The sequence below is a fragment of the Mesorhizobium tianshanense genome (assembly GCF_007830515.1).
Lineage (GTDB): Bacteria > Pseudomonadota > Alphaproteobacteria > Rhizobiales > Rhizobiaceae > Mesorhizobium > Mesorhizobium tianshanense.
In genome coordinates, this window is sequence record NZ_VLKT01000017.1 from 109,890 (window position 1) to 135,368 (window position 25,479).

Consider the following 25,479-nt stretch of genomic DNA (forward strand, 5'->3'; position numbering starts at 1 on the left):
GTGGTTTTCGCACTCCTTGCGACAACAAATCACGGACGGGCGAAAAAGACGTTAACGTGAGCCCAGGCACGGAAGATCAGCCGGCTTTGAGCGGTTCCAGAACGAACACCGTTTCCGACCGTTCGTAGGACAAGTGCACGCTGTCGCGACCGTTCCTTTTGGCCTTGTAAAGCGCCTCGTCGGCGCGGCGCATCAGCGGCTCCAGCCCCTCCTCGCCTGTGCGGGCCGCCACGCCGAAGCTCGCCGTCACCCTTGTACCGTGTGGAAGCCCGTCGACGCTGCCCGCCGAATAGAGCATGCGGATGGTTTCGGCGAACAGCCTTGCCGCCCCAAGGTCGCTCAGCGGCAAAAACACGGCGAACTCCTCGCCACCGATGCGCCCTGCGACGCCGCTGGTGCCGACAGCCGATCGAAGCTTGGCGGCAAAGTCGGCGATCACGCGATCGCCCGCCGCATGCCCGTGCAGATCGTTGAGCGCCTTGAAATGATCAAGGTCTGCTAGCACCAGCGCGACCGGCAGCTTGGCCGTGGCGCAGTGCTGCAGGAGAAGTGTCGCGCGCTCCTCGAAGCCGCGGCGGTTCAGCAGGCCCGACAGCGGATCGGTATACGCTTCCGCCTTCAGCGCTTTCATCACGTCGAGCGCAGCCGCGCAGAACAGGCAAAGCGCGATGAGCAGTGACAGCAGCGCATGCGACAGCAGCGCCGTCGTCCAGTAGGAAGAGGCATAGAACCCGTCATAGCTTTGATAAGGTCCGTGCGCGATGACGACGGCGAGCGTGCGCACGAAGAAGTTCAGTCCGGAAAGCAGCGACAGCACGAACAGGATCATTTCCGTCGGGCCTCTGTCGCGCACCACGCGCAGTTCGGCGGCGACAACCAGGCTGAGGCCGCCGAAAGCGAAATTCATCGCCAGGACACGCCAGGTGAGATCGGGCTGGATGAACATGAACCAGCAGAAAGCGGCCAGGCCGCCGGCCGCCAGAATACCGATCGCGACAAAGGGCACGCGCCGTCCATAACGCGTCACGATCGCGCCGGCGAGACCACAGGCGGCGATGGTAAAGCATATGTTGGAGATCAGCTTGGTCGGCGCCATGCCGATGGGCAGGGTGAAATGCTGCAACAGGAAACCGGCCGCCGAAAGCCAGTAGCTGGCGGCCAGCACGGCCAGATAGGGGCGGTGACGTTGATAGAACCATAGCACGAGAAACACCGCGCCGAGCGCAAGTGCGATCGTCGGATTGAGCAACCCTATCAGCAGACCAGTGTCCAAAGGACTGTGACTTCCCCTCGCTTAGGGAAGACCTTAGAGCGGAAGACCAAACAAGCGGTTAAGCAAGATCGTATGTGCGGAAGATCCCCTATGAAACTGCTGTACGGAACTCGAAGCCGCGGCCGGCGTTTTCCAGCAGCAATCGATGGGAGACGCTTTCATGGCCGATACGATCATCCTGACCGATCATGAGGCAATTCGCTCATGGGCCGCGGCGCGCGCCGGATTTCCAGCAATCGTCGACGTATCGCCCGAGACAGGCACGCAAGCCATGCTGAGGCTGGTCTTCGGTCAGCACGCCTATCAGGACCAAGACCAGGCCGAACGCCCGGCCAACGCCGGCGGCTACGAACTGGTCGAATGGGACGAGTGGTTCAAGCTCTTCGACGAACGTCAGCTGGCGCTGGTGGTCGCCGCGGAGCAACCCGGCCGGCGTGAGCAATTCCATGAGTTCGTAAGGCGCCCGGCGTGAAGAAAGCCCGAACCGCATCGCGGTTCGGGCTCTGGCATGCACTCATATACGGACCATGGCAGCCCTGCGTTATTTCCACTCACGCCTGACCTATTTCCACTCACGAATGTCGACGAAGTGGCCGGCGATCGCCGCCGCCGCCGCCATGGCCGGCGACACCAGATGGGTGCGGCCCTTGAAGCCCTGACGGCCCTCGAAATTGCGGTTTGAGGTCGAGGCGCAGCGTTCGTGCGGCTTCAGGCGGTCGTCGTTCATGGCAAGGCACATCGAGCAGCCCGGCTCGCGCCAGTCGAAGCCGGCCGCGACGAAGATCTTGTCGAGACCTTCGGCCTCCGCCTGTTCCTTGACCAGGCCGGAGCCCGGCACGATCATCGCATCGACATGCGGGCTAACTTTCTTGCCCTCGACCACCTTGGCGACGGCGCGCAGATCCTCGATGCGGCCGTTGGTGCAGGAGCCGATGAAGACGCGGTCGAGCGTTATATCGGTGATCTTGGTGCCCGGCTTCAGTCCCATATAGTCGAGCGCGCGCTGCTTGGACGTGCGCTTGTTCTCATCAGTGATATCGTCCGGGTTTGGCACGATACCCTGGACCGAGACGACGTCCTCGGGCGAGGAACCCCAGGAGACGATCGGCGGCAATTTCGCCGCGTCGAGCACGACCACCTTGTCGAAATGCGCGCCCTCGTCGGACTGCAGCGTCTTCCAATAGGCGAGCGCGGCATCCCAGGCCTCGCCCTTGGGGGCGCGCGGCTTGTCCTTGACATAGGCGAAGGTCGTCTCGTCAGGCGCGATCAGGCCGGCCCGCGCCCCGCCCTCGATCGACATGTTGCAGATGGTCATGCGGCCTTCCATGGACAGCGCGCGGATCGCTTCGCCGGCATATTCGATGACGTAGCCGGTGCCGCCGGCGGTGCCGATCTCGCCGATGATCGCCAGAATGATGTCCTTGGCGGTGACGCCTTCCGGCAGCGCGCCGTCGACACGCACCAGCATGTTCTTGGCCTTGCGCTGGATCAGCGTCTGCGTGGCCAGCACATGCTCGACCTCCGAGGTGCCGATGCCATGCGCCAATGCGCCGAAAGCGCCATGCGTCGAGGTGTGACTGTCGCCGCAGACGATGGTCATGCCGGGCAGCGTAAAACCCTGCTCCGGACCAATGATATGGACGATGCCCTGGCGGATATCGTTCTCGGAATAGTATTCGACGCCGAAATCCTTGGCGTTCTTGGCCAGCGCCTCGACCTGGATGCGGCTTTCCTCGTTCTTGATGCCGAACTTGCGCTCCGGCGAGGTCGACACATTGTGGTCGACGACGGCCAGCGTCTTTTCCGGATGCCGGACTTTTCTGCCGGTCATGCGCAGGCCTTCGAAGGCTTGCGGGCTGGTCACTTCATGGACGAGGTGACGGTCGATATAGAGCAGGCAAGTGCCGTCGTCCTGGCGGTCGACGACATGGTCGTCGAAGATCTTGTCGTAGAGGGTGCGCGGTGCGCTCATGTGCGTAAATCCGTCGATATGAAAATGGGAAGAGGTAGACGCCAGGTCGGCCCGGCGAAAACGACCTAACGAAGTCGGCTGGTCAGAGCGCCAGAAATGCGCGCGGAAAATCGCGACGGCAGGCGTTTTTTGTCCTGCAGCACGAAACCCTTATAGGCCGGATCGCCAAAAAGCTCTTCCATAACGTGGCTCATATCAATGTTTTGGCTTTTCGGCAATTGGCGGCTGCCTTAGCAGAACCTGCGTTCCTCGCCCCACGAAGTGGGGAGAGGTGGCCCTGCGAAGCCGAGACGGAGAGGGGCCTGCGCGGCTTACTCAAAGCACCTCAAACACGAACGTCTTCACCAGCGCCTCCGGCTCGGCGATCGCATAGCAGCGGAACCACGGGCTTTCCTCGACCGGCCGCCATTTTTGCGCCTGCGCCAGATCATTGAACACGGCCTGGAATCCGCCGCTCTCGAACACCTGGTCGCGAACGGTGAAGATGGCGTGGCCACCCTTCTTGGTGATGCGCACCAGCTCATGCAGGCCGGAGGCCGGCGCGTGGCTGACGGTGAACACGCCAGTCGAGAAGAAGGCGCGGAAATGCCCGTCCGGCCAGGGCAGCGGGCTGCCGAGCATGGCCTGTTTCAGCTCGCCATAGGCATTGCGGCTGCCGGCAATCTTCAGCATGTCGTCCGACAGGTCGAGACCGGCAATGTCGGGATAGCCAAGTGCTTGCAGCGAAGGCCCCGACAGGCCGGTGCCGCAGCCGGCGTCGAGCAGCGGCCCTTCGCCCGATGGCACATGGCGCGCCACCCAGGCGGCGATCAGGAACGGCAGGAGATAGCCGAGCGAGGCGGTTTCGCTGTCGTAGGTCACAGCCCATGCGGCATAGGCTTGCGCCAGCGCTTCCGGCGTATCGGCCGTATAGACGGACTCCAGCGCCGCATTGGCCTTGTCGCTGATCATGGGTCAGATCCTCCAAAACGATTGGCTGCAATCGTAGCTTCTATTCCTCATGCTGGCGACGCAGCCGCTTCTCCAGCGCCCGCAAGGCCAGCGACAGGCCGACCGTCAGGATGAGATAGATATAGGCGACGATCGAATAGGTTTCGAAGAAGCGGAACGAGCCGGCGGCGTAGATCTTGCCCATCTGGGTGATGTCGGCGACGCCGAGCACCGAGACCAGCGAGGAATCCTTGACCATGGCGACGAAATCATTGCCGAGCGGCGGCAGGATGGTGCGGATCGCCTGCGGAAACACGATCAGCCGGAAGCGCTGCGTGCGCGTCAGCCCCAGCGCCTTCGCCGCCTCGATCTGCCCCTTTTCGACCGCCTGGATGCCGGCGCGAAAGACCTCCGAGATGAAGGCCGAGTAGCCGATGGTCAGCGCGATGATGGCGCGCCACAGCAGCGATACGTCGCGCACCATGAGTTCACTGAGGAGGCCGGCATTTTGCAGCGGCGCGGTCAGCGCGTTCCACGCCGCGACGAAGGCCGGCGCGCCGGCAAACGCGATCCAGAACAACAGCACCAGGATCGGCACGCCGCGGATGATCTCGACATAGAAGCGGGCAATCTGATGCAGCCAGCGCGACCCCGAGAGCCCCATCAGCGCGATGCCGAGCCCGATCGCCGAGGCCAGCGCGAAGGCGACCATCGTGACGAAGACGGTGATGCCGATGCCCTTGGCGACGGTCGCGAAAACCTGGGCATAGAGGTCGCTTGCGGCGATGAAGATGGCTGCTGCCACGGCAAGCGCCGCCGCCACGGCAAGCCACCAGGGGAAGTCGGGTTTGGAAGATGCAGGCGTTGCCATCAGGCGACGCCTGCCAAGCACATATCGCGGAGACGGCGCTCTACGTCGCCCCCCTCTGTCCTGCCGGACATCTCCCCCACGAGGGGGGAGATCGCTTGTTGCGACTGCTTCCACCAATCTGCAACGTTGAAAAGGGAGCGCCTTCGTAAGAACCGCCAATCTCCTCCCAAGTGGGGGAGATGTCCGGCAGGACAGAGGGGGGCGTGAAAGAACGAAGTCAGTGCAAATTTCTGCCCACAATCATCGCGCCACGCGCGCGCCAAAACGACCTACTGCCCCATCTTATAGTCGAGGAACCACTTCTTGTTGAGCGCGTCGAGCGTGCCGTCGGCCTTGAGCGCGGCGATCGCCGCGTTGACCGGTTTCACCAGATCCGAGCCCTTGGGGAAGATGAAGCCGAAATCCTCGGTGCCGAGCGGCCCGCCGATCAGCTTCAGCCCGCCATTGGAAGCGTCGACATAGCCCTTGCCGGCGGTGCCGTCGGTCAAAGCGACGTCGACATCGCCGGTCTTCAGCGCCTGCACCGTCGCACCGAACGTCTCGAACAGTTTGATGCGCGGGTTCTGTTCGTTGCCGTCGAGCACGCTGTAGACGGCGGTGTAGAAGGGCGTGGTGCCGGCCTGCGCCCCGACCAACCCGTCCTTGAAGGCGCCGAAGGTCTTGGCGTCGGTAAAGCGGCTTTCGTCGCCGCGCACCAGCATGAACTGTTCCGAGCGCATATAGGGGTCGGAGAAATCGACCTTCTGCTTGCGGTCGTCCTTGATGGTGATGCCGGTCATGCCGATGTTGTACTGGTTGTCGGAAACCGCCTGGATCATCGCGTCCCAGGAGGTGTTCTGATACTCGACCTGGAAATTCAGCCGCTTGGCGATCTCGTTCATCGCGTCATATTCCCAGCCGATCTGCTTGCCGGTCTTGGCGTCGATAAACTGCAGCGGCGGATAGGCGTTTTCCGTCACCACCACCACCTTCTTGCCGCCGAGATCGGGCAGCGTCTGCGCCAGAGCAGCGACGGGCGCAAGAATCAGAGCCAACAGGCCGGCCAGCAATAGTTTCGATTTGGTCATGACACACCCCGAGAACTTGAACGGCCTCGGCATGATCGAGGCTCGCAGGAAAATCCGGCGCCGACTTTAGCTTTCCGCAAGCGCCTTGCAAGCCGGCCTGATGCGCCGCATCGCGCGAAAACGGATTCCCATGCTTCAACCGAGCGATTGCGGAACGATCCATGCCTACCGCGGGTCAATCACGGTCCGGCAAATCGAAGCCCGGGAGATCGTCTCCTCGGCAACGAAAAAGGCGGCCGAAGCCGCCTATCCGAAGCATGATTTTTGGAAAATTCCTATTCGGCGACAGCCGCTTCCGCGGCCTTGGCGGCCTCGTCGGCGGCCTTTTTCTCGGCGGCGTCCTGCGCGGCCTTCTCGGCAGCGAGCGCCTGGGCGGCGGCCACCTTCTCAGCCTCGATGCGGGCCTTCTCGGCGTTCAGCGCATTGCGCTCGTCGTCGTTCAGCTTGCGGGCGCGCACGCCGGTGTTTTCCGATATACGGGCCGACTTGCCGCGGCGATCACGCAGGTAGTAGAGCTTGGCGCGACGCACCTTGCCGCGGCGCACGATCTCAACGCCCTCGACCATTGGCGAAAAGACCGGGAACACGCGCTCCACGCCTTCGCCGTAGGAAATCTTGCGAACCGTGAAATTCTCCTGGAAGCCGGCGCCGGCGCGGGCGATGACGACGCCCTCATAGGCCTGGACGCGGGTGCGGGTGCCTTCGGTCACGCGGACCTGGACGCGCACGGTATCGCCGGGCTGGAATTCGGGAAGCTTGCGCTTGGCTTCGATCTTGGCGGCCTGTTCGGCCTCGAGCTGACGGAGGATATCCATCTTAAAATCCACTTCTTGTTCTTCCGACAGTCAGAGCGTCCGACACTCGCCTTGCAGTTCCACTGACCGCTCGGCTATGCCTTTTGTTCTGGAACATCTGGGTTCGAGAACATCGAGCAGGGGCGACTACACCGTCATTGTTGACGGGTCCGGCAGATTGTTCTTGCCGGTACGGGCGGGCACATACAGCTATTTCGACGCTTTGTCACGCCTGCCGTGCTCTTTTTTGGTCGTTGGCCAACGTTGCGATCTTCCGGCATGGGGGTTGCGTCGAGCGCCCAAGCTTTCTAAGGCGGGTGAAACGTGACTTTTCCTCCCGGCGGCAACACCCAATGCCAGTTCTCGATGCGGTCCTGCTCTTTTTCGCGGGCTTTCTTTCAGGTGCCGTCAACGCGATAGCCGGCGGCGGCACGTTCATAACCTTCGGCGCCATGTCGCTGGTCGGCTTGCCGCCGATCGTCGCCAACGCCACATCTTCGGTGACGCAGTTTCCCGGTTACATCACCTCGACGCTCGCATACTGGGCCGACATCAAGCATTTCTGGCGCAGCGCATTGCTGCTCGGCCTCATATCGGCTTTCGGCGCACTGGCCGGCGCGCTCATCCTTTTGGCGCTCGACAATCCGTCGTTCCGGGTCTTGGTGCCATGGCTGCTGCTGGCGGCAACCGCACTGTTCGCCGCCGGACCGTGGCTGAGGCCGGCGCCCAAGCCGGGACATGAGGCCGCGGTGGGTTCGCTGGCGGGCTCCCTGGCGCAGTTCGCCACCGCCGTCTATGGCGGCTTCTTCGGCGCCGGCATGGGCGTCATGATGCTGGCGACGCTCGGCCTCACCCAGGCCGGCGACTATCATCGCCTGAACGCGCTGAAGAACATGCTGGCGGTGGTCATCGCCGCGATAGCCATCCTGGTCTTCGTTTCCGGCGGCGTCATCGCCTGGCCGCAGGCGATCATCATGATACCGGGCGGCGCGCTGGGCGGCTATGCCGGCGTCTGGATCGCCAAGCGCGTGCCGCAAATTGCCGTGCGCGGCTTCGTCGTCGGGGTCGGCGTGTTCCTGGCCTTTTACTATTTCACCAGGGGATAGGGATAGACTGGATCAGTTCGGTTCCGAAACATCACCGGCATCAGGTCCGGGTCGATCATAGTAGATGTCGAGGTCGAGCTCTATGCCGCGCTCGCCCAGCATGAGCAGCGTCTGTGGAGCCAACCCCAGGCCTTGATTCTCCTCGTTAAGCCAGACTCCGCAGAACATGTCGACCTTGAACCGCCGGACGAGATCGGCCCAGACCGAAACGTCTGATGTAAGAGCCGATAGAATATCCGAAATCTGACGATCCAGTTGATCGCCTGCGTCATACTCCGACGACAGCCTCCAAATTCCAGTCCGTGCTATCCGGGGTGGACGATTTGGGGGATAGGTATGAAGGTCCCCTTTTCTGATCGCATAGGTAGGTTTTCCACCCAGCAGTCTCGTCAGCTCGATTGGATCAAGATCATCACCAGAGAATCTGAGGCCTGCGGAGCTTTGGGCAATCTCAGCCATGGCTAGTCTTACCGTTCTCCAACAGGTCCGGCCGCCGCTCCTTCGTCAATCTTTCCGACTCGGCGCGCCGCCATGCGGCGATCTTCTTGTGATTGCCCGAGGTGAGCACCTCGGGGATTTGCCGGCCCTCGAATTCCTGCGGCCGCGTGTAGTGCGGATGTTCGAGCAGGCCGTTTTCAAAGCTCTCTTCATCGCCCGACACCACGTTGCCCATCACGCCGGGCAACAGCCGCACCACGGCGTCGAGCAGCACCAGCGCCGCCGGCTCGCCGCCGGAGAGGATGAAGTCGCCGACCGAGACCTCCTCCAGCCCCCGCGCGTCAATCACCCGCTGGTCGACGCCTTCGAAGCGTCCGCAGACGATAACGACACCCGGCCCGGCGGCCAGTTCGCGCACACGCACCTGCGTCAGCGGTTTTCCACGCGGACTCATCAGCAGCCGGGGCCGTGGATCGCCCGGTGGCGAGCTATGGTCGATCGCCTTGGCCAAAACATCGGCGCGCATCACCATGCCGGCGCCGCCGCCGGCCGGCGTGTCATCGACGGTGCGATGGCGATCGGTGGCGAAATCGCGGATCTGGATTGCTTCCAGCGACCATGTACCTGATACCAGCGCCCGGCCGGCCAGAGACAGGCCGAGCGCGCCGGGAAACATCTCCGGATAGAGCGTCAGCACCGAGGCGGAAAAACTCACCGGTTGCCCCCGGCGTCCTTCGGCCCGCGCGGCCTGCCCTTCGGGTCGAAGCCATCGCCGCCGGGAGCCTCGCTGTCCTCGTCGTCGATCAAGCCCGCCGCCGCCGGATCGATGCGGAGGAAGCCTTCGGCAATCGATACGTCAGGCACGGCGGCTTGCGTGAACGGGATCAGCACGCCTTTGCGCTCGCCAAGCGTCACGTCGAGAATGTCGCCGCCGCCGAAATTATGCACGGCGACGACCTTGCCGATATCAGCACCGGTGTCGTCCCGGACCACCAGCCCGACGAGATCGGCATGGTAGAATTCGTCCTCTTCGCCATCGTCGGGCAGCATCGAGCGGTCGACGAACAATTCCGTGCCGGCAAGCGCCTCGGCGGCATTGCGGTCGCTGATGCCCTTGAAGCGCACCACAACGACCGTGTTGGCCGGCCTGATGTCGACGATCTGGAAAGCGCGGCCATCCCTGGCGTAGAGCGGCCCGTAGTCGGCCAGCGCCAGCGGGTCCCCGGTGAAGGTCTTCACGCGCAATTCGCCCTTGATGCCGTGGGCGGCGCCGATCACGGCCATCTGAACGGGGTTTTGCGGTTTGGTCATCGGTGGAAAAATCCTTTGCCTTGCTCTAGCTCCACCCTCTTGTCATTTCAATGACGCGGCTCTTCACCGCTTCCTAACCCGGCTGCCGGAAGATGGCCCAGAACTGGAAGAACGGAATCGGAAGAGCGCAATGCAGGAATTCCTCATCCCGGCCAAGCCAGACCTTCAGGCGGCTCGCGAAAGCTGGCTGAAGATGCTGGCGCGCGAACGCCGGCTGTCGCCGGAAACCGTGGAGGCCTATGAACGCGACACGCGCCAGTTCCTGCACTTCCTGACCGGCCATTGCGGCGGTTCGCCCGGCATTTCGGATATCGCCGATCTGCGCCCGGCCGATCTGCGCGGCTTCCTCGCCGCCCGCCGCAACGCGGGCGCCGGCGCCCGCACGCTTGGACGGGGGCTCGCCGGCATCCGCTCGCTGCTGCGCTATCTGGAGCGGCGCGGCCTCGTCAATGCGGCGGGTGCCGCGGCGCTGCGCGCGCCACGGCAGCCGAAGTCGCTGCCCAAGCCGCTGACGGCAAGCGATGCGAAACACGTCGTCTCCGTGGAAGGCCAACTGGCGGAGGAGCCGTGGATCGCCGCCCGCAACGCCGCCGTGCTGACGCTGCTCTATGGCTCGGGCCTGCGCATTTCCGAGGCGCTCGGCCTGTCTGGCGCCGACCTGTCGGCGCCCGGCGACGCGGTGCTGCGCGTCACCGGCAAGGGCGGCAAGACCCGGCTGGTGCCGGTGCTGCCGGTGGCGCTGCGGGCGATCGCCGAATACCGCCGGCTCTGCCCCTATCATCTTGATCCGAAGGGCCTGCTGTTTCGCGGCGCCCGCGGCGGCCCGCTCAACCCGGCCATCGTCCAGCGCGACATGGCCAAGCTGCGCTCGGCGCTCAACCTGCCCGATACCGCCACGCCGCATGCCTTGCGCCATTCCTTCGCCACGCATCTGCTTGGACGAGGTGGCGACCTGCGCACCATCCAGGAATTGCTGGGCCACGCCAGCCTGTCGACGACGCAGATCTACACCGGCGTCGACACTGCGAGGCTGCTCGAAATTTATCAGTCGGCGCACCCGAGAGCATGACCGGCTGCATGATCCCGGAGGGCAACGGACGTTCGGACAGGATCGTGCGCAGTGAAGCCTCATCCGAGACAATTTTGCCGCGCCGGTTAACCATTTTGCCGTTCTTTGTATCTAGAAAGCGAGCCATGAGACGCGTCATTGCCATCGCCGACCGCGCGGCCCTTGTGTCGCTGAGGCTGCTCGTGGCACTCAACGTCTTGTTTTTCCTCTCTTTCATCATCATCGCACTGCTCGCCGCAGGCAAGGCGCGCGCCGAAATCCCGGACTGCGCCGGCGCCGACATGCTGCCGGCCTTGCAGAAGAACGACCTGGCGGCTTATCGCAAGATCGAGACCGAAGCGGCTGCGACACCGAACGGCAAGGGCCTGTTGTGGAAACTGGAAAAGGCCGGCGAAAGACCATCCTTCCTGTTCGGCACCATGCACATGACCGACCCGCGCGTGACCACGCTGCCGCCTGCCGCGCAAAAGGCCTTTGACGCTGCCGACACCCTCGTCATCGAGACCACGGAAGTGCTCGATCAGCAGAAGATGATGGCGGCGCTTTTCAAAGAGCCGGAGCTGATGATGTTCACCGACAGCACGACGCTGTCCTCGCTGCTGTCGCCCGACGACGCGGCGGCGGTGAACAAGGCGCTCGACGCGCGCGGCATCCCGCTGGCGAGCGTTGCCAAGATGAAGCCGTGGATGTTGTCGGCCATGGTGGCGCTCCCGGCTTGCGAACTGGCCCGGAGGGCCGGCGGCGCGCCAGTGCTCGACATCAAGCTCGCGGAGGACGCCAGGGCCTCAGGCAAGGTTGTCGAGGGGTTGGAGACCATCGCCGACCAGCTTCGCGCCATGGCCTCGCTGCCGCTCGCCTTTCACATGAAAGGCCTCGTCGACACACTGAAGCTCGGCGATAGGATGAACGACCTGAACGAAACCATGATCGTGCTTTATCAGCGCGGCGACACTGGCATGTTCTGGCCGCTGTTCCGTGCCGTCCTTCCCGGCGGCGAGAATGATCTGGCGGACTATGCCGCCTTCGAGGAAACCATGATCACCAGCCGCAACAAGGTGATGATCGATCATGCCGGGCCGATCCTCGCCAAAGGCAACACCTTCATGGCGGTCGGCGCCCTGCACCTTCCGGGCGCCAAAGGCCTGGTCGAGGATTTTCGCAGGGCCGGCTACACCGTCACTGGCGTCGACTGAGTTGCACGGTTGAGTTGCGGACCATGAAAGACATGATTCTGATCGACTCTTTCCCGAATCACGACGCGAGAGCGGCAGCCTCGTCTCAGTGCAGGAAGGTCGAAAAGGCTCGTTTTGGACCGATCGCCACCAAGTTTGTGGGGGAAATGCAGGCAGGCAAGCGATTCCAGGTGCAAACTGCCCTGTTTTCGGCGTTTTCGATTCCTAGCGTGAAACCTGTTCAACGATTGCGCGTTGATTTGTGTTGATTGATACTTTTCATCCACGGAGGACACTTTTATGGCGAACCCAAACGACCCGTATACCACTCCGACCCCACCTCCCAAGTCGGGTGGCGGCGGCAGCGGCTGGCTGATTGCCCTGGTTGTCGTTATCCTGGCTATTGTCGCTTACTATATTTTTGGCAGAAGCGGTGAAGCGCCAGCGCCTGCCGAACCGCCGGCCGCCAGCACACCGGCCCCGGCGCCAACGCCCACTGAACCGGCGCCTGCACCGGCGGAGCCTGCGCCAGCCCCGGCACCCGCACCGGCAGAGCCTGCGCCTGCTCCAGCACCGGCCGAGCCCGCGCCGGCGCCTGCAGAGCCTGCGCCTGCTCCAGCGCCCGCAGAACCAGCGCCCGCACCAGCCCCGGCGCAGTGATCGGCTGCTGATTTCAAAATACGAACGGCCCGCTGAAGAGCGGGCCGTTTGCTTTAACGTTTGCGATATGCCGCTGAATTACATATGGATCGGCTTGAAGAAGGTCGCCAGTGCCGCTTCCTTCACCGCTTCCGACATCGTCGGGTGGGCGTGGCAGGTGCGGGCAAGATCTTCCGACGAGCCGCCGAACTCCATCAGCACCGCCGCCTCGTGGATCATCTCGCCGGCGCCGAAGCCGACGATGTGGACGCCGAGCACCCGGTCGCTCTGCTTGTCCGCCAGGATCTTCACGAAGCCGTCGGTATGCAGCATGGCGCGCGCCCGGCCATTGGCGCTGAACGGAAACTTGCCGGCCTTGTAGTCGATGCCGGCCTTCTTCAGCTCTTCCTCGGTCTTGCCGACTGAGGCGATTTCCGGACTGGTGTAGACGACGCTCGGGATCACCTCGTAGTTCACATGCCCGGCCTGGCCGGCAATGGTCTCGGCCACCGCCACGCCCTCGTCCTCGGCCTTGTGGGCGAGCATCGGCCCGGCGATGACGTCGCCGATGGCATAGATGCCGGGCACATTGGTCTTGAGATGGCCGTCCGTCTTGACCAGGCCGCGCTCGTCGACCTCGACGCCGGCCTCCTTCAGCCCAAGACTGTCCGAATAGGCTCGGCGGCCCGTGGCGATCAGCACCGCATCCGCCTCGATCGTCTCGGCCGCGCCGCCCTTGACCGGCTCGAAGGTGACGGTGGCCCCGTTCTTGGCCTTGGCGACGCCGGTCACCTTGGCGCCGAGCCTGAATTCGAACCCCTGCTTGGACAGCATGCGCTGGAACTGTTTGGCGACCTCGCCGTCCATGCCGCCCAGGATGGTGTCGAGAAACTCGACGACGGTCACCTTGGCGCCGAGCCGCGCCCATACCGAGCCGAGTTCCAGCCCGATGACTCCGCCGCCGACCACCACCAGATGGCCCGGCACCTTGTCCAGCGACAACGCGCCGGTCGAGGACATGATCACCTTCTCGTCGATGTCGACCTTGACGCCCGGAATGCCGGCGACGTCGGAGCCGGTGGCGATGACGATGTTCTTGGTCTCGATCTCCTCGACCTTGCCGTCCTCGCCGGTCACCGACACCTTGCCGGCGGACAAGACCTTGCCGGTACCGCGAAACGCGTCGATCTTGTTCTTCTTGAACAGGAAAGCGACGCCGTTGACGTTGGACGCCACGGTCGCATCCTTGTGCGCCATCATTTTCTTCAGATTGAGCTTCGGCGCGCCGATCTCGACGCCCAGCGTGTCGAAGGAATGGCCGGCCTCGGCGAAGATCTCGGAGGCATGCAGCAGCGCCTTGGACGGGATGCAGCCGATATTGAGGCAGGTGCCGCCGAAGGTCGGGTTCTTCTCGATCACCGCCGTCTTCAGGCCGAGCTGTGCCGCCTTGATGGCGCAGACATAGCCGCCTGGTCCCGATCCGATGATAACGACGTCATAAGCCATGATACTGTCCTTCTGGTCTGGCGCTCGGCCTTGGCTGGCATCTAGCGGCCGCCGCCCATTTCCAAATTCGCGCCTGTCGTATAGGACGCCTCGTCCGACAGGAGCCAGAGAATTGCCGCGGCCACCTCTTCGGCGGTCCCCGCCCTTTGCATGGGCACGAAGTGGCGCATCCTCTCGATGCGATCCGGCTGTCCGCCGGAGGCGTGAATTTCGGTGTCGATAATGCCGGGACTGACCGCGTTGACGCGAATCCCTTCGGCGGCCACTTCGCGCGCCAGGCCAATAGTGAAGGAATCGATCGCACCCTTCGAGGCGGCGTAGTCGACATACTCGCCCGGTCCGCCAATTCTTGCAGCGATCGAGGAAATATTCACGATGGCGCCGCCCTTGCCGCCATGGCTGGTCGACATGCGCTTCACCGCTTCGCGGGCACAGAGCATGGAGCCAATGACGTTGATGCGCATCATGCGCTCCAGCCTTGCCCCGCTCATTTCATCGACACGCGCCCTCTGGTCGACCACGCCGGCATTGTTGACCAGCGCGTCGAGCCGGCCGAAGGTCCGATCGACCTTCTCGAACATCGACAGAATGTCGGCTTCGTTGCCGACGTCGCCCTTAAGGGCCAGTGCTTCGCCGCCATCCTGCTCGATCGCCTCGACAAGCGCCGTGGCAGCAGCCTCATTCGACGCATAGTTGACCGCAACACGATATCCAGCCTTGGCGGCAAGCCTGGATGTAGCGGCGCCAATGCCGCGGCTGCCGCCGGTCACCAGCAGTACTTTTTTGGGCGCACTCATTCCTGACAACCCTTTAATGAAAAAACATCCCAAGGCACTTTCGAAAATCCGTTGGCGCCATAGGCGGCCGACATCTGCAATGATGGTCCGAGGTCGGGAAAGATCAGTTTCTTCGGGGCATCGACACCTTCAGCCGGCAGCAAGGCGATGTTGCCCTGGTCGTCGGAACTGTAGATGACGCCCTCCCACACGGTGCAGGCGGCGAGCTCATCGCCGGTGACGTCGCCGGTCGGGCATTTGTACATCAGCGAGCCATGCGGCCGCGCCACGCCTTCCGTCCACATGACGATACCGTCGAGCACGACGCTATTGTCGATCACCATCTTGAATGTGTTGGTGACGACAGCCGATTCGCCGGTCGGCCTGAAATCAATCTCGGCCGCGCTTTCGGCATCGCCATAGACGGCGAGTTCGAGCGGGCAGGCGGCGAGCGCGGCGGAGCTCGTGAACAAAACGGCCAGCGACCCAGCTACATATCCGATGGTGGGCGACGTAGCGCTTTGCATGACGGAGGGTCTACCTGGTCTCGCGCCCATCGGCGTTCTCCAGCACGCCGAAGTCGGTCATGAGCAGCAACGGTTCGCCGCCCGCGTCCAGCCCCCAGAAAGACGGATAGGACCCATCGCCCCAACCGCTCCCGAACATGGCAATGTTGAGGGGGTTGCCGGCAACCGGGTGATGGAGCACGAACCTGTCCTGGTTCGGCGCAAATTCGGCAGCCAGGACCTCACCATAATAGTCGCCATATTTCAGCTTGTCCTGCTCATCGGACATCAGCACGATGGCCGTCTTGTCCATGAACGAGCCTAGGCCGGCGTCGACGGGATACCCGTATACCTCGTCACCTTTCAATGCCGCGACATCCTCGCCAGGCACAGTGGCCAGTTCCCAGCGAACCGGCGCGCCGGGGCTGAAACGCAGGACCGCAGCCGCCACACGGCCTCGTGCTTCCAACAGCGAAACCGGATAGCGCCCCGGCTCGACCTTGCGGCTCAAGGCTGGGGTTTCAATGTCGCTCACAAGAGGATCACAGGCGATGATCTCGCCCGTCGGCAAATCAAGCTCACCGATCGGGGTAACCGTGATCTGCCGCTCCGCCATCTCGGCGTCGCTGAGAGCGAAGACGCCGAGATTACTGCTTACCTTGGAGACATCCCAGTCGGCTGCCAGCGCCATGGATGGCAAAGCGGAAAAAACGCCAAGCCAGACGACTCCACGTCGAAACAATCGGCGCACGGAATCCAGCCAGCCAGCCATGGTGCGACCGGCCCGGCTCACAGATCGAGCACCAGCCGCTCCGGATCCTCCAGGCTTTCCTTGACGCGCACCAGGAAGGTCACCGCTTCCTTGCCGTCGACGATGCGGTGATCGTAGGAGAGCGCCAGATACATCATCGGCCGGATCACGATCTGACCACCGACCACCACTGGCCGCTCCTGGATCTTGTGCATGCCCAGAATGCCCGATTGCGGCGCATTGAGGATCGGCGTCGACATCAGCGACCCGTAAACGCCGCCGTTGGAAATCGTAAACGTGCCTCCTTGCATATCCGCAACGGAAAGCTTGCCGTCACGCGCGGCAAGTCCCAGCCGGCCGATATCCTTCTCGATCTCAGCGATCGACATCTGGTCGGCGTCGCGCACCACCGGTACGACGAGCCCCTTTTCGGTGCCGACGGCGACGCCGATATGGGCGTAGTTCTTGAAGATGATGTCGGTGCCGTCGATCTCGGCGTTGACGGAAGGTATCTCCTTCAGCGCATGGGTGACGCCCTTGGTGAAGAAGCCCATGAAGCCCAGCTTCACACCGTGCTTCTTCTCGAACACATCCTTGTATTTGGTCCGGAGCGCCATCACCGCGCTCATGTCCACCTCGTTGAAGGTGGTCAGCATGGCGGCGGTCGACTGCGCTTCCTTGAGGCGGCGCGCGATGGTCTGCCGCAGCTTGGTCATGCGCACACGCTCTTCGCGCGACGCGTCATCAGCCGAGGACGGCGCGCGGGCAGCGACCGGGGCTGCCTTCGGCGTCTCGGCCGGCTGCGACGGCGCGCCCCTGGCGATCGCGTCGAGCACGTCGCCCTTCAGCACCTGGCCGCGCTTGCCTGAACCCGAGATCTGGTCGACAGCGAGATTGCTTTCGGCCAGCAGCTTCGCCGCCGCCGGTGCTGGCGGCATCGCGCGCGCCTCGATCGGCCCGGCGTCGCCGGCAATCTTGGCGGTCTCGGCCGCGGCTTGCCTGACGGTCGATGCTGCGGTCGGCGCCGAGGCCTGCGACACGGCGTCCTGCTTTGGTTCGGAAGGCGACGCCTTCGCAGGTTCAGGTGCTGCCGCTTTTGCCCCGTCGCCCGCCGAAATCACGCCGAGCAAAGCGCCGACCTCGACCGTTTCGCCTTCTTTGACGGCGATCTCGCTGAGCCTTCCTGCGGCCGCGGCCGGCACTTCCACCGTCACCTTGTCGGTTTCGAGCTCGACCAGCGGCTCGTCGGTGGCGATCGCGTCGCCTACCTTCTTGAACCATTTGCCGATGGTCGCCTCGGTGACGGATTCGCCAAGAGTGGGGACGCGGATTTCGGTAGCCATTGTGCCTGTCCGTTTTTCTGTCGGTTCTGTTCTATTCGCCGAGCTCTGTTCTATTCGCCGAGCGCGTCTTCGAGCAAGGCGGCAAGCTGGGCGAGATGCTTCGACATCAACCCGGTCGCCGGCGAGGCGGCTGCCGGCCGGCCGGTATAGCGCACCCGCTGATGCTTGGCGTCGATATGCGCCAGCACCCATTCCAGATACGGATCGATGAACGACCAGGCGCCCATGTTCTTCGGCTCCTCCTGGCACCACACCATCTCCGCGTTGCGGAAGCGTGACAGCTCGGTGATCAGCGCCTTCGCCGGGAACGGATAGAGCTGTTCGACGCGCAGCAGATAGATGTCGTTGATGCCGCGCTTCTCGCGCTCCTCGTAGAGGTCGTAATAGACCTTGCCCGAGCAGAGCACGACACGGCGGATCTTCGAGTCCTTGGTGAGCTTGATCGCCTGGCCCGGAAGCTGCTGGGCATCGTCCCACAACAGCCGGTGGAACGCGCTTTCGCCCGACATTTCCGGCAGCGTCGACACCGCCCGCTTGTGACGCAGCAGCGACTTCGGCGTCATCAGGATCAGCGGCTTGCGGAAATCCCGCTTCAGCTGCCGGCGCAGGATGTGGAAGTAGTTAGCCGGCGTCGTGCAATAGGCCACCTGCATGTTGTCTTCGGCGCAAAGCTGCAGGAAACGCTCCAGCCTCGCCGACGAATGTTCCGGCCCCTGGCCTTCATAGCCATGAGGCAACAGGCAGACGAGGCCCGACATCCTGAGCCACTTGCGCTCGCCCGACGAGATGAACTGGTCGAACACCACCTGGGCGCCGTTGGCGAAATCGCCGAACTGAGCCTCCCAAAGCGTCAGTGCTTTCGGCTCGGCCAGGCTGTAGCCATATTCGAAACCGAGCACGGCCTCTTCCGACAGCATCGAGTTGATGACCTCGAAGCCGGCCTGCGCCGCCGACAGATTGTTGAGCGGGATGTAGCGTGTCTCGTCGCGCTGGTCGTAGAGCACGGAGTGGCGTTGCGAAAACGTGCCGCGCTCCGAATCCTGCCCGGACAACCGGACCGGATTGCCGTCGAGCAGGATGGCGCCGAAGGCCAGCGCCTCGGCCGTCGACCAGTCGATGCCTTCGCCCGACTCGATCGCCTGGCGGCGGTTCTCGAGAAACCGCAGGATCGTCTTGTGGGCCGCGAAATCCTTCGGCACCTCGGTCAGCTTCCTGCCGATCTCCTTCAGCGTCTTGACCGGCACGGCGGTCTTGCCGCGTCGCTGTTCGTCCTGGTTGTCGGCCGTGCGCAGGCCCGACCAGGCGCCGTCCAGCCAGTCGGCCTTGTTGGGCTTGTAATGCTGGCCGACCTCGAATTCCTGCTCGAGATGCGCCCGCCAGTCGGCCTTGAGCTTGTCGAATTCGGCTGGGGTGATGTGGCCCTCGGCGATCAGCCGCTCGGCATAGATCTGCACCGTCGTCTTGTGGCGGCGGATGCTGCTGTACATGATCGGCTGGGTGAAGGCCGGCTCGTCGCCCTCATTGTGGCCGAAGCGGCGGTAGCAGAACATGTCCACCACGACAGGCTTGTGGAACCTCATGCGGAATTCGATCGCCACCTTGGCGGCATGGACCACGGCTTCCGGATCGTCGCCATTGACGTGGAAGATCGGCGCCTCGATCATCTTGGCCACATCCGACGGATAGGGCGACGAGCGCGAGAAGCGCGGATTGGTGGTGAAGCCGATCTGGTTGTTGATGATGAAGTGCAGCGTGCCGGCGACGCGGTGGCCGCGCAGGCCCGAGAGGCCGAGGATCTCGGCAATCACGCCCTGACCGGCAAAGGCGGCGTCGCCATGCAGGAGCAATGGCAGCACCTTGGCGCGCTCTTCCAGCGGCACGATCTCCTCGCGGCTGCGGCCGAACAGCGAGTCCTGCTTGGCCCGCGCCTTGCCCATCACCACCGGATCGACGATTTCCAGATGCGAGGGATTGGCGGTCAGCGACAGGTGCACCTTGTTGCCGTCGAACTCGCGGTCCGACGAAGCACCGAGATGGTACTTCACGTCGCCCGAGCCCTCGACCTCGTCGGGTGCGGCCGAGCCGCCCTTGAACTCGTGGAAGATGGCGCGGTGCGGCTTGGCCATCACCTGGGAGAGAACGTTCAGCCGGCCGCGATGCGCCATGCCGAGCACGATCTCCTTCATGCCGAGCTGCCCGCCGCGCTTGACGATCTGCTCCAGCGCCGGGATCAGCGCCTCTGCGCCGTCGAGGCCGAAGCGCTTGGTACCCTTGTACTTGACGTCGATGAACTGCTCAAAGCCTTCGGCCTCGATCAGCTTCTGCAGGATTGCCTTCTTGCCGGTGGCGGTGAAGGAGATCTCCTTATCGGTGCCCTCGATGCGCGCCTGGATCCAGGCCTTCTCCTCGGGATCGGAAATATGCATGAACTCGACGCCGAGCGTCGAGCAATAGGTGCGGGTCAATATGTCCAGCATCTGCCGGATAGTGCCGAATTCGAGTCCGAGCACATTGTCGAGGAAGATCGGGCGGTCGTAATCGGCTGATGTGAAGCCGTAATTTTCCGGCGACAGCTCGTTATAGTCCTCTAGCGGCTTGGCGATGCCGAGCGGATCGAGATTGGCGTGCAGGTGGCCGCGCATGCGGTAGGCGCGGATCATCATGATGGCGCGCACGGAATCGCGCGTCGCCTGATGCACGTCGGCGTCGGAAAGGGCGACGCCGTTCATCACCGCCTTGTCCTGGACCTTCTTCTCGATGTGCTTTTCGACGATGCCCCAATCGCCGTCGAGCGCCGATACCAGCTCGCCGTTGGCCTGCAGCGGCCAAGACGGCTTGGCCCACGAGGCGCCCTTGGCATTCTTGCGGACATCGCCGGCATCGTCCTTCAGCGCCGCGAAGAAATCCTGCCATTCGGGGTCAACCGAAGCGGGATCCTCCTCATAGGCGGCGTAGAGCGCGTCGATGTAATCGGCATTGCCGCCATAGAGGAAAGAGGTAAGCGAAAACTGGTCGTTGGCCTGATCTTGTCTTGCCATTTTGTCTGCGGAGCCTAGCTCCGTCTCCTTTTCTAGGGGAGTAAGGGAGTAGGGCAGTAAGGGAATAGGGAAATAGGGCATTTTCTTGCCGCTGGCGTTCCCTACTCCCCTATTCCCTTACTGCCCTACTCCCTTAACCTTTGATCGCTTCGACCAGGGTCGTGCCGAGCCTTGCCGGCGACGGCGAAACCTTGATCCCGGCCGATTCCATTGCCGCGATCTTGTCCTCAGCGCCGCCCTTGCCGCCGGAGATGACCGCGCCCGCATGGCCCATGGTGCGGCCGGCCGGCGCCGTGCGGCCGGCGATAAAGCCGGCCATCGGTTTCTTGCGGCCGCGTTTGGCCTCGTCCTTGAGGAACTGTGCGGCGTCTTCCTCGGCCGAACCGCCGATTTCGCCGATCATGATGATCGACTTGGTCTCGTCGTCGGCGAGGAACATCTCCAGCACGTCGATGAACTCCGTGCCTTTGACCGGGTCGCCACCGATGCCGACGGCGGTGGTCTGGCCGAGGCCGACATTGGTGGTCTGGAACACTGCCTCATAGGTAAGCGTTCCCGAGCGGGAAACAACGCCGACCGAGCCCTTGCGGAAGATGTTGCCGGGCATGATGCCGATCTTGCATTCGTTGGGGGTCAGGACGCCGGGGCAATTCGGGCCGATGAGCCGCGATGTCGAGCGGTCGAGCCTCGCCTTGACCCTGATCATGTCGATCACCGGGATGCCCTCGGTGATGCAGATGATCAGCGGGATCTCGGCTTCGATCGCCTCCAGGATCGCCTCCGCGGCGCCCGCCGGCGGCACATAGACGACGGACGCATTGGCGCCGGTCTGTGCCTTGCCTTCGGCAACCGTCGCAAAGATCGGCAGGCTCTCGCCCTTGGCGCCGGTCCACGTCTCGCCGCCCTTCTTGGGATGGATGCCGCCGACCATTTTTGTCCCGTGATAGGCCAGCGCCTGCTCCGTATGGAACGTGCCGGTCTTGCCGGTCAGGCCCTGCACCAGCACCTTGGTGTTCTTGTCGACGAGAATGGACATGGTGGCCCTTTTTACAAATCGTTGATCGAGGAAGGCTGCGCGGTCATCGTCAGAGTCGCTTCAGATCGGCGACGGTGAGGTCGCTCTTGGCGTTGCCGGTGTTGAGCGTCGTCGCCGGCTCGAACATCAGCACGACCGGCTCCTTGCTCAGCGAGCGCGGCCGGTGCTCGACGGCGCGAGGCACGACGATGAACTCGCCGCTGCCAAGTTCCACCGTGCCGTCGCGGAAATCGATGGCGATGCGGCCGCGCAGGACGAGGAACGCCTCATCCTCATTGTCATGCGCATGCCAGTCGAAGACGTCGCCGAACTTGGCGATCTTGACCTGGGATTCGTTGACGTCACCGGCGATATGCGGGTCGAAGACTTTTCTGATCTTCGCATCCGCCGCCTCGACCAGGTTTATCTTGTGCGGAGGCATCTACGACCCAACCCAAACATTTTTAAACAGACCATAGAGAACGGCACAGAACCCGCCCCCCCAACATTGCCCAGGCGATCGGCCTGAACATCCAGAAAAAAATGCCGACGAAGAACGGACGAAACTGCCTCTGAAATTCAACCTGCCCAGGCATAAACATACCGTACTTTATCGCCTTTTTTTCATCACCCCACACGGCTTTGACCAAGGCAACCAGACAAAGCCAAACGAGTCCCATTGCCATGAAGCCCAAGCCACCTGCCAATGGAGAAAGTGGTTGGCCCATCAGGCTCAGCCCTTCACCGCCGCCACGATTTTCTTCGCCGCGTCATCAAGATCATCGGCCGAAACCACATTGAGCCCGCTATCGTTGATGATCTTCTTGCCGAGTTCGGCATTGGTGCCTTCGAGCCGGACCACCAGCGGCACTTGCAGCCCGACTTCCTTGACCGCCGCGATCACACCCTCGGCGATGATGTCGCATTTCATGATGCCGCCGAAGATGTTGATCAGGATGCCCTTGACCGCCGGATCCTTGGTGATGATCTTGAACGCCGCCGTCACCTTCTCCTTCGACGCGCCGCCGCCGACATCGAGGAAGTTGGCGGGCTCGGCGCCATAGAGCTTGATGATGTCCATCGTCGCCATGGCGAGACCGGCGCCGTTGACCATGCAGCCGATATTGCCGTCGAGCGCGACATAGGCGAGGTCGTATTTCGACGCCTCGATCTCCTTCTCATCCTCTTCGGTGATGTCGCGCAGCTTCATCACGTCGGGATGGCGAAACAGCGCGTTGTTGTCGAACGACACCTTGGCGTCGAGCACGCGCAGCCGGCCGTTTCTCATGACGATCAGCGGGTTGACCTCGAGCAGGCTCATGTCTTTCTCGACGAAGGCCTTGTAGAGGATCGGGAACAGCGTCTCGCCGTCCTTGGCGGCGTCGCCGTCGAGCTTCAGCGCGCCGTTGAGTTCTTTCAGATCATCCGCCGTCACGCCCTTTTCCGGGTCGATGGCGACGGTGATGATCTTTTCCGGCGTGTCGTGGGCGACCGCCTCGATGTCCATGCCGCCCTCGGTCGAAACGACGAAGGCGATGCGGCCGACCGAGCGGTCGACCAGCAGCGACAGATAGAGCTCGCGCTCGATGTCGGCGCCGTCCTCGATATAGAGGCGGTTGACCTGCTTGCCCGCCGGGCCGGTCTGCTTGGTGACCAGCGTGTGGCCGAGCATCTCGTGGGCGTTGGCGACGACCTCGGCCACCGACTTCGCCAGCCGCACGCCGCCCTTGGCGTCGGGGCCGAGCTCCTTGAATTTGCCCTTGCCGCGGCCGCCGGCATGGATCTGGCTCTTCACCACATAGAGCGGCCCGGGCAGCGCCTTGGCGGCGGCTTCCGCCTCGCTTGCAGCGAACACCGGCACGCCTTCGGCCACCGGCGCGCCAAAGCCCTTCAGCAGCGCCTTGCCCTGATATTCATGGATGTTCATGCGCGATGTCTCCAGATCAGTTGCCGGGGGTCACTTGGCTGCGAGATGCGGAGCGATGTTGACGCAGGCCTCGCACAGGCCCTGCACCGCCGCCACCGAATTGTCGAACATCTTCTGCTCGGCCTTGCTGAGGTCGATCTCAATGACGCGCTCGACGCCGCCGGCGCCGATCACCACCGGCACGCCGACATAGGTGTTCTTGACGCCATACTGGCCGGAGAGATGCGCGGCACAGGGCAGCACGCGCTTCTTGTCCTTGAGGTAGGCCTCGGCCATCGAGATCGCCGAGGCGGCCGGCGCATAGAAGGCCGAGCCGGTCTTGAGCAGGCCGACGATCTCGGCGCCGCCGTCGCGGGTGCGCTGCACGATCTGGTCGAGCTTTTCCTTCGAGGTCCAGCCCATCTTGATGAGGTCGGGCAACGGGATGCCGGCGACCGTCGAATAGCGGATCATCGGCACCATGGAATCGCCATGGCCGCCGAGCACGAAGGCGGTGACATCCTCGACCGACACCTTGAATTCCTCGGCCAGGAAATAGCGGAAGCGCGAACTGTCCAGCACACCGGCCATGCCGACGACATGGCTCTTCGGCAGCCCGGAGAATTTCTGCAGCGCCCAGACCATGGCGTCGAGCGGGTTGGTGATGCAGATGACGAAGGCTTTCGGCGCGTATTTCTTGAGACCCGCGCCAACCTGCTCCATGACCTTCAGGTTGATGCCGAGAAGGTCGTCGCGGCTCATGCCGGGCTTGCGCGGCACGCCGGCGGTGACGATGCAGACGTCGGCGCCCTCGATGCCGGCATAGTCGTTGACGCCGGTCAGCCTGGAGTCGAACCCGTCGACCGGCGACGACTGCGCGATATCAAGCCCCTTGCCTTGCGGGATACCCTCGGCGATGTCGAACAGCACGACGTCGCCGAGATCCTTGAGGCCGATCATGTGGGCGAGCGTGCCGCCGATCATGCCCGAGCCGATGAGCGCTATCTTGTTGCGTGCCATGTCAGGATGTTTTCCCTTTAGACTGTGACGACGCCCCGATCTTTAACGACTTGGGATGACGGCGTCGAGGAAGGAGGCCGGAATGCTACGGGAAGCCGCGAGATTTCGCCGCACCCAATAGCCCCAGCGCAAAAGAAATTCAAACGATTATTTTGGAGTGAATAATTTCAATCGGTTAGAAACAACGGGAGTTACGTAAGCGTCAAAGAAATTAAGCCGACTTGGGAGACTTTAAATAATGAACATGGAAATAAGAAGGTTATTTCCTGGCGACGACGCCTTTGTGACGCGGGTCGCCAAGGACGTGTTCGACGAACCGGTGAGGCCCGATCGCCTTGCCGCCTATCTTGCCTCGCCAGGTCATTTCATGATCGTGGCGCTTTTCGACGGCACGGTCGTCGGGCAGTGCGCGGCCGTCATCCACCGCCATCCGGACAAGGTGAGCGAACTCTACATCGATGAAGTCGGGGTGGCGCCGGCCTTTCAGCGCCAGTGCATCGCGACAAGAATGCTCGACGCCATGTTTGAGCTCGGCCGCGAGCATAGCTGCAAGGAGGCCTGGGTCGGCACCGAACCGAGCAATGTTGTGGCGCGCGCGCTTTACGAGGCGCGGAAGGAGCCGCATGGCGAAGCGGAGGAGTCCGTTCATCGGGGCATCGACGATCCACGGCGCGATCATGCCGTGGCAGCGCAGGCCGGCGATGAAGGTCTGCGTCTTCCATTGGCCGAAGGGAGCATGCGTCCTGTAGCGCTCGCCCTTGGGCGACCAGCCCGTGCGTTTGGTCAGCTTGGTGTTGGTCGACGTCTCGTCGATGAAGACCAGGCGCGGCAAGGCCTTGTTGAAGAAGTGCTTTCGTCGCCTGATCCACAGGTCGCGCGCCTCACGGATGTCGGCGCGCTGCTGCTCGCTGGCCTGCAGAGTTTTTTTTGTGGCTGAGCCCAAGGCGGTGCAGCAGGCGGCCGACATTGGAGCGGT

At 63.1% G+C, this 25,479-nt stretch carries 25 protein-coding genes and 2 pseudogenes; 6 read left to right on the forward strand and 21 right to left on the reverse strand.

Going from position 1 to position 25,479, the window contains the following annotated elements; all coding sequences use genetic code 11:
* Window positions 1–76: 76 nt before the first annotated feature.
* On the reverse strand, window positions 77–1,273 hold the full coding sequence (locus tag IQ26_RS15530) for a GGDEF domain-containing protein (RefSeq protein ID WP_145718676.1): 1,197 nt from the start codon (window positions 1,271–1,273) through the stop codon (window positions 77–79).
* Window positions 1,274–1,433: 160 nt separating this feature from the next.
* Between IQ26_RS15530 and IQ26_RS15535 the strand changes: the two genes are divergently transcribed.
* Window positions 1,434–1,745 carry a hypothetical protein gene (locus IQ26_RS15535; protein WP_145718678.1) on the forward strand — a complete coding sequence of 104 codons (312 nt, stop codon included), beginning with the start codon at window positions 1,434–1,436 and terminating at the stop codon, window positions 1,743–1,745.
* A gap of 90 nt (window positions 1,746–1,835) precedes the next feature.
* Here IQ26_RS15535 and leuC read toward each other — a convergent pair whose 3' ends face one another.
* From leuC to rplS, 5 genes are all read right to left on the reverse strand, one after another.
* Window positions 1,836–3,245, reverse strand: coding sequence for a 3-isopropylmalate dehydratase large subunit (gene leuC / locus IQ26_RS15540; RefSeq protein WP_145718680.1), 1,410 nt, complete (start codon window positions 3,243–3,245; stop codon window positions 1,836–1,838).
* A 315-nt stretch (window positions 3,246–3,560) separates the two neighbouring features.
* Window positions 3,561–4,196 carry a class I SAM-dependent DNA methyltransferase gene (locus IQ26_RS15550; RefSeq protein ID WP_145718684.1) on the reverse strand — a complete coding sequence of 212 codons (636 nt, stop codon included), beginning with the start codon at window positions 4,194–4,196 and terminating at the stop codon, window positions 3,561–3,563.
* Window positions 4,197–4,236: 40 nt separating this feature from the next.
* On the reverse strand, window positions 4,237–5,046 hold the full coding sequence (locus IQ26_RS15555; protein WP_145718686.1) for an amino acid ABC transporter permease: 810 nt from the start codon (window positions 5,044–5,046) through the stop codon (window positions 4,237–4,239).
* A gap of 269 nt (window positions 5,047–5,315) precedes the next feature.
* Window positions 5,316–6,113 (reverse strand): transporter substrate-binding domain-containing protein, encoded by a 798-nt coding sequence (locus IQ26_RS15565; protein WP_145718688.1) that lies wholly within the window; start codon window positions 6,111–6,113, stop codon window positions 5,316–5,318.
* A 275-nt stretch (window positions 6,114–6,388) separates the two neighbouring features.
* Window positions 6,389–6,928, reverse strand: coding sequence for a 50S ribosomal protein L19 (gene rplS / locus IQ26_RS15570; protein WP_145718690.1), 540 nt, complete (start codon window positions 6,926–6,928; stop codon window positions 6,389–6,391).
* Window positions 6,929–7,260: 332 nt separating this feature from the next.
* On the opposite strand from rplS, the gene IQ26_RS15575 reads away from it, so the two are divergent.
* Window positions 7,261–8,013, forward strand: coding sequence for a sulfite exporter TauE/SafE family protein (locus tag IQ26_RS15575; protein ID WP_145718692.1), 753 nt, complete (start codon window positions 7,261–7,263; stop codon window positions 8,011–8,013).
* Between the two features lie 12 nt (window positions 8,014–8,025).
* Here IQ26_RS15575 and IQ26_RS15580 read toward each other — a convergent pair whose 3' ends face one another.
* The 3 genes from IQ26_RS15580 to rimM are packed head-to-tail and all read right to left on the reverse strand — an operon-like array spanning window position 8,026 to window position 9,762.
* The gene (locus tag IQ26_RS15580; protein ID WP_145718694.1) at window positions 8,026–8,472 is read right to left on the reverse strand and encodes a DUF4279 domain-containing protein; all 447 of its coding nucleotides are present in this window, start codon (window positions 8,470–8,472) and stop codon (window positions 8,026–8,028) included.
* Window positions 8,465–9,166, reverse strand: coding sequence for a tRNA (guanosine(37)-N1)-methyltransferase TrmD (gene trmD, locus IQ26_RS15585; RefSeq protein WP_145718696.1), 702 nt, complete (start codon window positions 9,164–9,166; stop codon window positions 8,465–8,467). Before trmD ends, IQ26_RS15580 begins: the two co-directional genes overlap by 8 nt.
* The gene (rimM, locus tag IQ26_RS15590; protein ID WP_145718698.1) at window positions 9,163–9,762 is read right to left on the reverse strand and encodes a ribosome maturation factor RimM; all 600 of its coding nucleotides are present in this window, start codon (window positions 9,760–9,762) and stop codon (window positions 9,163–9,165) included. The genes trmD and rimM overlap by 4 nt, the downstream gene beginning before the upstream one ends.
* Window positions 9,763–9,892: 130 nt before the next feature.
* On the opposite strand from rimM, the gene IQ26_RS15595 reads away from it, so the two are divergent.
* From IQ26_RS15595 to IQ26_RS15605, 3 genes are all read left to right on the forward strand, one after another.
* Complete coding sequence (locus tag IQ26_RS15595) at window positions 9,893–10,831, forward strand: tyrosine recombinase XerC (protein ID WP_145718700.1); 939 nt, start codon at window positions 9,893–9,895, stop codon at window positions 10,829–10,831.
* 125 nt (window positions 10,832–10,956) lie between these two features.
* Entirely contained in the window at window positions 10,957–12,024 is a 1,068-nt protein-coding gene (locus IQ26_RS15600) for a TraB/GumN family protein (RefSeq protein ID WP_145718702.1), read from the forward strand.
* Between the two features lie 23 nt (window positions 12,025–12,047).
* Window positions 12,048–12,272 carry a hypothetical protein gene (locus tag IQ26_RS15605; protein WP_145718706.1) on the forward strand — a complete coding sequence of 75 codons (225 nt, stop codon included), beginning with the start codon at window positions 12,048–12,050 and terminating at the stop codon, window positions 12,270–12,272.
* A 469-nt stretch (window positions 12,273–12,741) separates the two neighbouring features.
* On the opposite strand, the gene lpdA is transcribed toward IQ26_RS15605, so the two are convergent.
* The 11 genes from lpdA to mdh all read right to left on the reverse strand — a co-directional run bounded on the left by lpdA (window position 12,742) and on the right by mdh (window position 24,503).
* Window positions 12,742–14,148 carry a dihydrolipoyl dehydrogenase gene (lpdA, locus tag IQ26_RS15615; RefSeq protein ID WP_145718710.1) on the reverse strand — a complete coding sequence of 469 codons (1,407 nt, stop codon included), beginning with the start codon at window positions 14,146–14,148 and terminating at the stop codon, window positions 12,742–12,744.
* Between the two features lie 41 nt (window positions 14,149–14,189).
* Complete coding sequence (locus tag IQ26_RS15620) at window positions 14,190–14,945, reverse strand: SDR family oxidoreductase (RefSeq protein ID WP_145718713.1); 756 nt, start codon at window positions 14,943–14,945, stop codon at window positions 14,190–14,192.
* The gene (locus tag IQ26_RS15625) at window positions 14,942–15,451 is read right to left on the reverse strand and encodes a hypothetical protein (protein ID WP_145718747.1); all 510 of its coding nucleotides are present in this window, start codon (window positions 15,449–15,451) and stop codon (window positions 14,942–14,944) included. The genes IQ26_RS15620 and IQ26_RS15625 overlap by 4 nt, the downstream gene beginning before the upstream one ends.
* A gap of 10 nt (window positions 15,452–15,461) precedes the next feature.
* Window positions 15,462–16,202, reverse strand: coding sequence for a DUF4241 domain-containing protein (locus tag IQ26_RS15630; protein ID WP_145718714.1), 741 nt, complete (start codon window positions 16,200–16,202; stop codon window positions 15,462–15,464).
* A 17-nt stretch (window positions 16,203–16,219) separates the two neighbouring features.
* Window positions 16,220–17,524, reverse strand: a complete 1,305-nt coding sequence (gene odhB, locus IQ26_RS15635; protein ID WP_145718716.1) for a 2-oxoglutarate dehydrogenase complex dihydrolipoyllysine-residue succinyltransferase — start codon at window positions 17,522–17,524, stop codon at window positions 16,220–16,222.
* A gap of 50 nt (window positions 17,525–17,574) precedes the next feature.
* Window positions 17,575–20,562 carry a 2-oxoglutarate dehydrogenase E1 component gene (locus IQ26_RS15640; protein WP_145718719.1) on the reverse strand — a complete coding sequence of 996 codons (2,988 nt, stop codon included), beginning with the start codon at window positions 20,560–20,562 and terminating at the stop codon, window positions 17,575–17,577.
* 133 nt (window positions 20,563–20,695) lie between these two features.
* Window positions 20,696–21,598, reverse strand: a complete 903-nt coding sequence (gene sucD / locus IQ26_RS15645) for a succinate--CoA ligase subunit alpha (protein WP_145718721.1) — start codon at window positions 21,596–21,598, stop codon at window positions 20,696–20,698.
* Between the two features lie 49 nt (window positions 21,599–21,647).
* The gene (locus IQ26_RS15650) at window positions 21,648–22,019 is read right to left on the reverse strand and encodes a cupin domain-containing protein (RefSeq protein WP_145718723.1); all 372 of its coding nucleotides are present in this window, start codon (window positions 22,017–22,019) and stop codon (window positions 21,648–21,650) included.
* Between the two features lie 22 nt (window positions 22,020–22,041).
* Window positions 22,042–22,305, reverse strand: a complete 264-nt coding sequence (locus tag IQ26_RS15655) for a hypothetical protein (protein ID WP_145718725.1) — start codon at window positions 22,303–22,305, stop codon at window positions 22,042–22,044.
* A 5-nt stretch (window positions 22,306–22,310) separates the two neighbouring features.
* Window positions 22,311–23,504 (reverse strand): ADP-forming succinate--CoA ligase subunit beta, encoded by a 1,194-nt coding sequence (sucC, locus tag IQ26_RS15660; protein WP_145718727.1) that lies wholly within the window; start codon window positions 23,502–23,504, stop codon window positions 22,311–22,313.
* A gap of 30 nt (window positions 23,505–23,534) precedes the next feature.
* Entirely contained in the window at window positions 23,535–24,503 is a 969-nt protein-coding gene (mdh, locus tag IQ26_RS15665) for a malate dehydrogenase (protein WP_145718729.1), read from the reverse strand.
* Window positions 24,504–24,870: 367 nt separating this feature from the next.
* Here mdh and IQ26_RS41450 point away from each other — a divergent pair.
* Window positions 24,871–25,050 (forward strand): annotated as a pseudogene (locus tag IQ26_RS41450) (GNAT family N-acetyltransferase); the annotation flags it as partial.
* A gap of 153 nt (window positions 25,051–25,203) precedes the next feature.
* Here the strand turns inward: IQ26_RS41450 and IQ26_RS41455 are convergent.
* Window positions 25,204–25,470: pseudogene (locus tag IQ26_RS41455) on the reverse strand (IS630 family transposase); the annotation flags it as partial.
* Between the last annotated feature and the right edge of the window lie 9 nt (window positions 25,471–25,479).

What these genes read in the sequence shown, in the direction of transcription:
- IQ26_RS15535 (WP_145718678.1), top strand. Translation starts at nt 1,434, where the DNA reads ATGGCCGATACGATCATCCTGACCGATCATGAGGCAATTCGCTCATGG.
- leuC (WP_145718680.1), bottom strand. Translation starts at nt 3,245, where the DNA reads ATGAGCGCACCGCGCACCCTCTACGACAAGATCTTCGACGACCATGTC.
- IQ26_RS15550 (WP_145718684.1), bottom strand. Translation starts at nt 4,196, where the DNA reads ATGATCAGCGACAAGGCCAATGCGGCGCTGGAGTCCGTCTATACGGCC.
- IQ26_RS15555 (WP_145718686.1), bottom strand. Translation starts at nt 5,046, where the DNA reads ATGGCAACGCCTGCATCTTCCAAACCCGACTTCCCCTGGTGGCTTGCC.
- IQ26_RS15565 (WP_145718688.1), bottom strand. Translation starts at nt 6,113, where the DNA reads ATGACCAAATCGAAACTATTGCTGGCCGGCCTGTTGGCTCTGATTCTT.
- rplS (WP_145718690.1), bottom strand. Translation starts at nt 6,928, where the DNA reads ATGGATATCCTCCGTCAGCTCGAGGCCGAACAGGCCGCCAAGATCGAA.
- IQ26_RS15575 (WP_145718692.1), top strand. Translation starts at nt 7,261, where the DNA reads ATGCCAGTTCTCGATGCGGTCCTGCTCTTTTTCGCGGGCTTTCTTTCA.
- IQ26_RS15580 (WP_145718694.1), bottom strand. Translation starts at nt 8,472, where the DNA reads ATGGCTGAGATTGCCCAAAGCTCCGCAGGCCTCAGATTCTCTGGTGAT.
- rimM (WP_145718698.1), bottom strand. Translation starts at nt 9,762, where the DNA reads ATGACCAAACCGCAAAACCCCGTTCAGATGGCCGTGATCGGCGCCGCC.
- IQ26_RS15595 (WP_145718700.1), top strand. Translation starts at nt 9,893, where the DNA reads ATGCAGGAATTCCTCATCCCGGCCAAGCCAGACCTTCAGGCGGCTCGC.
- IQ26_RS15600 (WP_145718702.1), top strand. Translation starts at nt 10,957, where the DNA reads ATGAGACGCGTCATTGCCATCGCCGACCGCGCGGCCCTTGTGTCGCTG.
- IQ26_RS15605 (WP_145718706.1), top strand. Translation starts at nt 12,048, where the DNA reads ATGAAAGACATGATTCTGATCGACTCTTTCCCGAATCACGACGCGAGA.
- lpdA (WP_145718710.1), bottom strand. Translation starts at nt 14,148, where the DNA reads ATGGCTTATGACGTCGTTATCATCGGATCGGGACCAGGCGGCTATGTC.
- IQ26_RS15620 (WP_145718713.1), bottom strand. Translation starts at nt 14,945, where the DNA reads ATGAGTGCGCCCAAAAAAGTACTGCTGGTGACCGGCGGCAGCCGCGGC.
- IQ26_RS15625 (WP_145718747.1), bottom strand. Translation starts at nt 15,451, where the DNA reads ATGCAAAGCGCTACGTCGCCCACCATCGGATATGTAGCTGGGTCGCTG.
- IQ26_RS15630 (WP_145718714.1), bottom strand. Translation starts at nt 16,202, where the DNA reads ATGGCTGGCTGGCTGGATTCCGTGCGCCGATTGTTTCGACGTGGAGTC.
- odhB (WP_145718716.1), bottom strand. Translation starts at nt 17,524, where the DNA reads ATGGCTACCGAAATCCGCGTCCCCACTCTTGGCGAATCCGTCACCGAG.
- IQ26_RS15640 (WP_145718719.1), bottom strand. Translation starts at nt 20,562, where the DNA reads ATGGCAAGACAAGATCAGGCCAACGACCAGTTTTCGCTTACCTCTTTC.
- sucD (WP_145718721.1), bottom strand. Translation starts at nt 21,598, where the DNA reads ATGTCCATTCTCGTCGACAAGAACACCAAGGTGCTGGTGCAGGGCCTG.
- IQ26_RS15650 (WP_145718723.1), bottom strand. Translation starts at nt 22,019, where the DNA reads ATGCCTCCGCACAAGATAAACCTGGTCGAGGCGGCGGATGCGAAGATC.
- IQ26_RS15655 (WP_145718725.1), bottom strand. Translation starts at nt 22,305, where the DNA reads ATGGGCCAACCACTTTCTCCATTGGCAGGTGGCTTGGGCTTCATGGCA.
- sucC (WP_145718727.1), bottom strand. Translation starts at nt 23,504, where the DNA reads ATGAACATCCATGAATATCAGGGCAAGGCGCTGCTGAAGGGCTTTGGC.
- mdh (WP_145718729.1), bottom strand. Translation starts at nt 24,503, where the DNA reads ATGGCACGCAACAAGATAGCGCTCATCGGCTCGGGCATGATCGGCGGC.